At 65.0% G+C, this 7,314-nt stretch carries 5 protein-coding genes and 1 pseudogene; 3 read left to right on the forward strand and 3 right to left on the reverse strand.

What is annotated here, in order from left to right; translation table 11 throughout:
- Positions 1-266 precede the first annotated feature (266 nt).
- Together aguB and aguA are read left to right on the forward strand one after the other, a co-directional pair.
- Positions 267-1,148: an N-carbamoylputrescine amidase gene (gene aguB / locus BM060_RS12070; protein ID WP_074980354.1), complete on the forward strand. Its 882-nt coding sequence runs from the start codon at positions 267-269 to the stop codon at positions 1,146-1,148.
- A 65-nt stretch (positions 1,149-1,213) separates the two neighbouring features.
- Positions 1,214-2,317 (forward strand): agmatine deiminase, encoded by a 1,104-nt coding sequence (gene aguA, locus BM060_RS12075; RefSeq protein WP_074980355.1) that lies wholly within the window; start codon positions 1,214-1,216, stop codon positions 2,315-2,317.
- A 339-nt stretch (positions 2,318-2,656) separates the two neighbouring features.
- Here the strand turns inward: aguA and BM060_RS12080 are convergent, their stop codons facing one another.
- The 3 genes from BM060_RS12080 to desA form a co-directional block, all read right to left on the reverse strand.
- On the reverse strand, positions 2,657-4,021 hold the full coding sequence (locus tag BM060_RS12080) for an OprD family porin (RefSeq protein ID WP_074980356.1): 1,365 nt from the start codon (positions 4,019-4,021) through the stop codon (positions 2,657-2,659).
- Positions 4,022-4,622: 601 nt separating this feature from the next.
- Entirely contained in the window at positions 4,623-5,594 is a 972-nt protein-coding gene (locus BM060_RS12085) for a GGDEF domain-containing protein (RefSeq protein ID WP_074980357.1), read from the reverse strand.
- Between the two features lie 126 nt (positions 5,595-5,720).
- Positions 5,721-6,902, reverse strand: a complete 1,182-nt coding sequence (gene desA / locus BM060_RS12090; RefSeq protein ID WP_074980358.1) for a delta-9 fatty acid desaturase DesA — start codon at positions 6,900-6,902, stop codon at positions 5,721-5,723.
- Between the two features lie 160 nt (positions 6,903-7,062).
- Between desA and BM060_RS12095 the strand changes: the two are divergent.
- Positions 7,063-7,314 (forward strand): annotated as a pseudogene (locus tag BM060_RS12095) (IS4 family transposase); the annotation flags it as partial.

Genomic DNA, 7,314 nt, shown 5'->3' on the forward strand with positions numbered 1-7,314 from the left:
TTGCTCGCGAACATCGCGGTGCCGGGGCGTTCGCGAGCAAACTCGCTCCTACAGTCCCTTCTTGCCCGCAGCTTAAGCCCGATATTTATCTGTCTTTTTATCGGATTCGATGCCGCGATAGAGAAATACCGCTTCAAAAGTCGATTTTTATCGGATATAAATCGCCCCAGCGCCGCGAAAGACGTCGACCTCACGCCTTCTCGCAGCACCCCACGGCCGCCGCCCAACCCGGAAGGCCGATAAGTATCCGAATAAAAAGGTGTTCCATGACTCGTACCGTCACCGTCGCCGCCACCCAGATGGCGTGCTCCTGGGATGTCCAGGCCAACATCGCCAACGCCGAGAAGCTGGTGCGCCAGGCGGCCGCCCAGGGCGCGCAGATCATCCTGATCCAGGAACTGTTCGAGACCCCCTACTTCTGCCAGAAGCCCAACGCCGACTACACCCAGCTGGCCACCCCGGTGGAAGAGAACCCGGCGATCCTGCACTTCCAGAAGGTCGCCGCCGAGCTGAAAGTCGTGCTGCCGATCAGCTTCTTCGAGCGCGCCGGCCGCGCCCGCTTCAACAGCATCGCCATCATCGACGCCGACGGCAGCAACCTGGGCGTGTACCGCAAGAGCCACATCCCCGACGGCCCCGGCTACCACGAGAAGTACTACTTCAACCCCGGCGACACCGGCTTCAAGGTCTGGGACACCGCCTACGCGCGCATCGGCGTCGGCATCTGCTGGGACCAGTGGTTCCCCGAATGCGCCCGCAGCATGGCGCTGATGGGCGCCGAAGTACTGTTCTACCCGACCGCCATCGGCAGCGAGCCGCACGACGCCAGCATCACCTCCCGCGACCACTGGCAGCGCGTGCAGCAGGGCCATGCCGGCGCCAACCTGATGCCGCTGGTGGCCTCCAACCGCATCGGCAAGGAAGCGCAGGACGGCTACGACATCACCTTCTACGGCTCCTCCTTCATCGCCGACCCGTTCGGCAAGAAGGTCCAGGAACTGAACGAGACCGAGGAAGGCATCCTGCTGCACAGCTTCGATCTGGACGCGCTGGAGAAGATCCGCACCGCCTGGGGTGTGTTCCGCGACCGCCGTCCGAACCTATACTGGCCGATCGCGACCCTCGACGGAGAGAACCTCTCCGAATGACCTCGCGCGGCGGGAGGCGATCCCTTCCGCCGCTTCGTCCGTAGCTGCCCGCATCTGGTGACCCCATGACCACTCTGACCAGTACCCCCCGCGCCGATGGCTTCCGCATGCCGGCGGAATGGGAACCCCACACCCAGACCTGGATGGTCTGGCCCGAGCGCCCGGACAACTGGCGCCTGGGCGGCAAGCCGGCGCAGGCCGCCTTCAGCGTCGTGGCCGAGGCCATCGCGCGCTTCGAGCCGGTCACCGTCTGCGTTTCCGCCGCGCAGTTCGAGAACGCCCGCGCGCGCCTGAGCGACGCCATCCGGGTGATCGAGATCAGCAACGACGACGCCTGGGTGCGCGACACCGGGCCGACCTTCGTGGTCGACGACCAGGGCGGCGTGCGCGGCGTGGACTGGACCTTCAACTCCTGGGGCGGCCTCGACGGCGGCCTGTACTTCCCCTGGCTGCGCGACGACCAGGTGGCGGCGAAGATCCTCCAGGTCGAGCGCTGCGATCGCTACCGCACCGAAGGCTTCGTGCTCGAGGGCGGCTCCATCCACGTGGATGGCGAAGGCACCCTGATCACCACCGAGGAATGCCTGCTCAACCGCAACCGCAACCCGCACCTGTCCCGCGAGGAGATCGAGCAGGTCCTGCGCGAGCACCTGGCGGTGGACAGCGTGATCTGGCTGCCGGACGGCCTGTACAACGACGAGACCAACGGCCACGTCGACAACTTCTGCTGCTACGTGCGCCCGGGCGAAGTGCTGCTGGCCTGGACCGACGACGCCAACGACCCCAACTACCCGCGCTGCCAGGCCGCCATGCGCGTGCTGGAGCAGGCCCGCGACGCCAAGGGCCGCCAACCGGTGGTGCACAAGATGCCGATCCCCGGCCCGCTGCACGCCACCGAGGAAGAATGCGCCGGCGTCGACCTGGTGGAAGGCAGCCAGGAGCGCGACCCGTCGATCCGCCTGGCCGGTTCCTACGTGAACTTCCTGATCGTCAACGGCGGCATCGTCGCGCCGAGCTTCGACGACCCGAAGGACGCCGAGGCCAAGGCCATCCTCCAGCGCGTGTTCCCCGAGCACGAAGTGGTGATGGTGCCGGGCCGGGAAATCCTCCTGGGCGGCGGCAACATCCACTGCATCACCCAGCAGCAACCGGCACCGCAGAAGCGCTGAGCCGGTAGCTGCAAAAGAAAAGGCTCCCATCGCAAGATCCACAGGCGAGCATGGCTTCTCGTAGGAGCGAGCTTGCTCGCGAACCGCATGGCACCGCGTCTGTTCGCGAGCAAGCTCGCTCCTACGAAGAGCCCCCGGTGCGGCCTGTTGCTTCTAGGCGGTTTTCTGGGTTCCCGCGTTCGCGGGAATGACGGGGTGAGAGTCGTGTTTCCCGGCGTCATTCCCGCGAACGCGGGAACCCAATAAAACATGTAGGAGCGCGCCCTGCGCGCGAAATCGCGGGCAGGGCCCGCTCCTACAGGTCACCTCTTCGGCGCGCTCCTACGGAAAGCCCCAGGCCTAGAACAGCGGCAGGGTGTAGCTGACGATCAGGCGGTTCTCGTCCTGGTCGCGCTGGGCCGGGGTGGCGCCCTGGGCCGGCAGGCCGCTGCGCAGCGAGGCGTTCTTCCAGGTGAAGCCCAGGCCCTTGAAGGTGCCGTCCGGGATCACGTAGGCCAGGCTGATGTCGCGCTCCCACTCGCTCTGGTCGCCGCGGGCGGTGTCGATGTTGTCGCCGCGCAGGTACAGGGCCTGGAAGGTCAGGCCCGGCAGGCCAGCCTGGGCGAAGTCGTAGCCGTAGCGGGCCTGCCAGGTACGCTCACCGGCGCGCAGGAACTTGCCGATCTGCACGTCGGTGATCAGGTAGGCGGTGGCGCCGTCGCCGTTGTTGATGAACGGGAAGTCGCTGTCGCCGCTGAGCTGCTGGTAGCCGACGCCGAAGCTGTGGCCGCTGACGATGTAGGTGAACAGGCCGCTGTATGCCTTGTTGTCGACCTCGCCCTTGGTCACGCCGTTGCCGTAGTAGCCGGAGGTGTAGTAGCGCGAGTCGTGGCTGTTCTTGCCGTCGTCGCTGCTGTTGAAGTAGCGCAGGTCGGTCTTCAGCACGCCCGGGCCGATCGCCCAGTTGTGTTGCAGGCCGAGGAAGTGCTGTTTGTAGAAGTCCTGCAGGTTGCCGTAGTAGTACTGCAGCGTCAGGTCCTTGGTCAGCTTGTAGTCGACGCCGCCGTAGTAGAACTTGTTGACGAACTCGCCGGTGCGCGCGTTGTTGGCGCCGGCGATGGACAGGCCCTCGTTGTTGCTCGAACTGCGGCCCTTGGTGTGCTCCAGCTGGCCGCCGATCAGGGTCAGGTCCTTGAATTCGTTGGAGGTGATCTGGCCGCCGTCGAAGGTCTGCGGCAGCAGGCGGCCGTCGTTGTAGGTCACCACCGGCAGCTTGGGCAGCAGGGTGCCGTAGCGCAGTTCGGTGGAAGAAACCTTCACCTTGGCGGTCGCCCCCAGGTGCGAGAAGTCGTCCACCGCGCGGCCGTCGCCATCGGTGGGGAACACGGTGCCCGAGAAGCTGGAGCTGGTCGGGTTGTAGTGGGTGCCCTTGCCGCTGTCCAGGCGCACGCCCAGCAGGCCCAGGGCATCGACGCCGAAGCCGACGGTGCCTTCGGTGAAGCCGGAGGTGTAGTTCAGCAGGAAGCCCTGGCCCCACTCCTCCTGCTTGCTCGGCTCGGCGGTGCCGTTGCGGTTGTCGCTGTTGATGTAGAAGTTGCGCAGGGTCAGGCTGGCCTTGCTGTCCTCGATGAAGCCGCCGGCGCTGGCCAGCGGAACATGGGCGCCAAGGGCAGCGGCCGCCACGGCCAACGCCAGGGTGGATTGCGTGATGTTACGACTCTTCATTGGTAATCCCCATTTATTGATCTTGTGTGAAGTCGGCAAAGCGCCAGGCGCCGCGCGGCGCGAATCCCACCGGACAGCCGCGCGGCCGGGCACGGCCCGGGCCGGCAGGCGAACGGCGGTCGTCAGATCGGTCGCCCCTGGGCGGGGTCTCTACGTGGGCAAGCAGGCAGGAAGGAACTTGCGGAAAGGCATGGCAGCGTCATGGTGAATGCTCGTGTCTTGTTCTTGTGGGCGAAGCCTGAGGCTTCACCCCGACATGGCAATCCGCGGGCCAATCGGCCCGACACACCCCGACACGTGGATTGGCGCGGGTTGGCGTCCCGTAGCCTGGTCCTTCGCTGCGCGCTGGTCAGCGGAAATCCGCCACCTTTCCCGGCCTGGCTGGCGGTTTGTCGCCATGCTCGCCGGACTTCATTGCCTGGACCCTGCGGCCACGCTGGGGGCAACGATAAGCAATCGGAAATAAATCCAAAAAGAATTAATTATTAAAATGTAATTCCTTATTGGAATAAATAATGCGCCCGTATCCCTTCCCGGTCCATTTCCCGGAAGGGGTACGCGCAGGGCGCAAGAGAGGCAGCAACCCGGGCCGGGCCGCTGATCAGGCCTGTTCGATACGGTCCTTGCCGTTGCGCTTGGCCTGGTACAGCGCGGCGTCGGCCCGGCCGTAGAGCGCCGAGAGGTTTTCGTCGTGGGGCTGCAGCAGGGTCAGGCCCTGGCTGACGCTGATACCGAAGGTCTGCTCGTCTTCCTTGAAGCGCAGCCGCTGCACCTCGCGCTGCAGGCGCTCGCCGATCTGCCGGGCGGTCACCTGGTCGCAGCCGGGCAGCAGCACGGCGAACTCCTCGCCGCCGATGCGGCCGAACAGGTCGCCGCGGCGCAGCGCCCCGGAGGCGCACTGGGCCACGCGCTGCAGCACGCGGTCGCCGACCTGGTGGCCGTAGCGGTCGTTGACCTTCTTGAAGTCGTCCACGTCCAGCAGCAGAAAGGCCAGGGCCGCGCCGGCCTGCTTGGATTCGTTGAAGGCCTGCTCGGCATTGTCGAAGAAGTAGCGGCGGTTGCTGCTCTGCGTCAGCACGTCGGTGGTGGCCAGGCGCTGCAGCTCGCTTTCCAGGTGTTTCTTGTCGGTGATGTCCTCGGCGATGCCGACCACCATCAGCGGCAGGCCCGCCTCGCTGTGCTGGCTGATGAAGCACTTGTCGCTGAGCCAGCGCACCTCGCCGTCGGCGCGCAGGATGCGGTACTCGCGCTGCTCCACGGCGCCGCGCTCGAGCACCTGCAGCAGGCTGCTGGCGGCGTAGTCGAGGTCGTCGGGGTAGATGGCGTTGAGCCATTCGTTGTAGTCGGCCAGCAGCAGGGCCGCCGAGCGGCCGAAGATGCTTTCGTAGGCGGGGCTGACGTAGACCATGCGCTGGGCCTGCCAGTCGAAAGCCCAGAGCACCGCGTTGACGCTGGCCAGCAGGGCGCTGAAGAGTTGCTCGCGTTCTTTCAGGCGCTCCACCTCGGCGCGGCTGTGCAGCAATGCCAGCAGCGCTTCGTCGAGATCCTGCGGCGCCCTGTACCTGTCATCCATGTCTCAGCTTCCCACAACTAATCGAGAGGTCTATGACCGCAAAATTAGCTAAGCGCTCGACAAAAAAAGAAAAAGCCCGCCGAACGGCGGGCTTTTTGTGATGCACATCTCAGTTATCAGGCCAACTCAGACAGCCGGGCGCAGCGAGTAGGTCTTCAGCTGTTCGGCGAAGTCGCGCAGCGACTGGATGCCACTGGCCTCGGCCTCTTGCACCCACTGCTTGATGGCGGCCAGCATGTCGTGGCCGTTGGCGCTGGTCTTCAGCCAGATCTGCTGCAGCGCCAGGCGCTTCTCGTAGATCACCTGCAACGCCTGGCTGTGCTGCAGCAGGCGCTCGATGCGCGCGTGGTGGCGTTCCTCCAGCAGGCTGGTCTCGCGCGAGAGCAGGCGCTTGCCGCGGCGAAACAGGTGGCGCACCGAGGCATCGGCCTTGGCCAGCTCCTGCTTGACCAGCGGGCCGATCACCAGCTTGCGGTACTGGGCCATGATCTGGAAGCGGTTGTTGAGGATGGCCATGGCGGTATCCATGTCCAGGCTGCCCTTGCCTTCCACCCGGTGGGCGATCGGTGCGACCCGCGCCACCTTGGCCAGGCGCAGGAAGCAGAACAGCTTGATCCAGGCCCAGCCCAGGTCGAACTCCCACTTCTTCACCGACAGCTTGGCCGAGTTCGGGTAGGTGTGGTGGTTGTTGTGCAGCTCCTCGCCGCCGATGACGATGCCCCAGGGCACCAGGTTGGTGGCGGCGTCGCGGCATTCGAAGTTGCGGTAGCCCACGGCGTGGCCCAGGCCGTTGATGACACCGGCCGCCCAGAACGGGATCCAGGCCATCTGCACCGCCCACACGGTCAGGCCGAGGGCGCCGAACAGGGCGACGTCGATCAGCACCATCAGGGCGATGCCGCCCAACGGGAAGCGGCCGTAGAGGTTGCGCTCCAGCCAGTCGTCCGGGCAGTTCTTGCCGTAGATGCGCAGGGTGTCGGCGTTCTTCGCTTCCTCGCGGTAGAGCTCGGCGCCCTTGCGCAGCACGGTGCCCAGGCCCTTGTACACCGGGCTGTGCGGGTCCTCGGCGGTCTCGCACTTGGCGTGGTGCTTGCGATGGATGGCGGTCCACTCGCGGGTGTTCATCCCGGTGGTCATCCACAGCCAGAAACGGAAGAAGTGTTGCAGCGCCGGATGCAACTCGAGGGCGCGGTGGGCGGAATAGCGATGCAGGTAGACAGTCACGCTGACGATGGTGATGTGGGTGAGCACCAGCGTGACCACGATCAGCTGCCACAGCGGCAGATCAAGGAAACCGTTGTACCACATGAATGATAATGAACCTCGGCAATGGTCGATGGGCCCGGCGAAACAGGCCAGCTCGGAATGGCACTTACTTAAGCGCTAAGCGATTGATTCAGAAAAGAAAGGCTGCTCTTGGTCTACGGTGATAGTTGCGAACACACACCGAGCCCAAGGAGCAGCCCAGATGAATCCTAGGCGCCAAGCCGTCATTCATCAACAGCAGCGCGCCCGTCGGCATACATCGAATACGGACGCTTACGCCTTCTTCAACCTGCTAACCGGCCCTGAATTATTCGAGCATGTCGAGTCGTTGCTGCCGTTTCATCGGGAGCGCTTGTTCCCGCCGACAGAGACGTTGTCCATGTTCATGGCCCAGGCCTTGAGTGCCGACCGTTCCTGCCAGAAGGCGGTCAATGAGATGGCCGTCAAACAACTG

It is taken from the genome of Pseudomonas citronellolis (genome assembly GCF_900112375.1).
Classification (GTDB): domain Bacteria; phylum Pseudomonadota; class Gammaproteobacteria; order Pseudomonadales; family Pseudomonadaceae; genus Pseudomonas; species Pseudomonas citronellolis.

Excerpts from the sequence above, each read along its gene's own strand:
- aguB (WP_074980354.1), top strand. The coding sequence starts at position 267 with ATGACTCGTACCGTCACCGTCGCCGCCACCCAGATGGCGTGCTCCTGG.
- aguA (WP_074980355.1), top strand. The coding sequence starts at position 1,214 with ATGACCACTCTGACCAGTACCCCCCGCGCCGATGGCTTCCGCATGCCG.
- BM060_RS12080 (WP_074980356.1), bottom strand. The coding sequence starts at position 4,021 with ATGAAGAGTCGTAACATCACGCAATCCACCCTGGCGTTGGCCGTGGCG.
- BM060_RS12085 (WP_074980357.1), bottom strand. The coding sequence starts at position 5,594 with ATGGATGACAGGTACAGGGCGCCGCAGGATCTCGACGAAGCGCTGCTG.
- desA (WP_074980358.1), bottom strand. The coding sequence starts at position 6,902 with ATGTGGTACAACGGTTTCCTTGATCTGCCGCTGTGGCAGCTGATCGTG.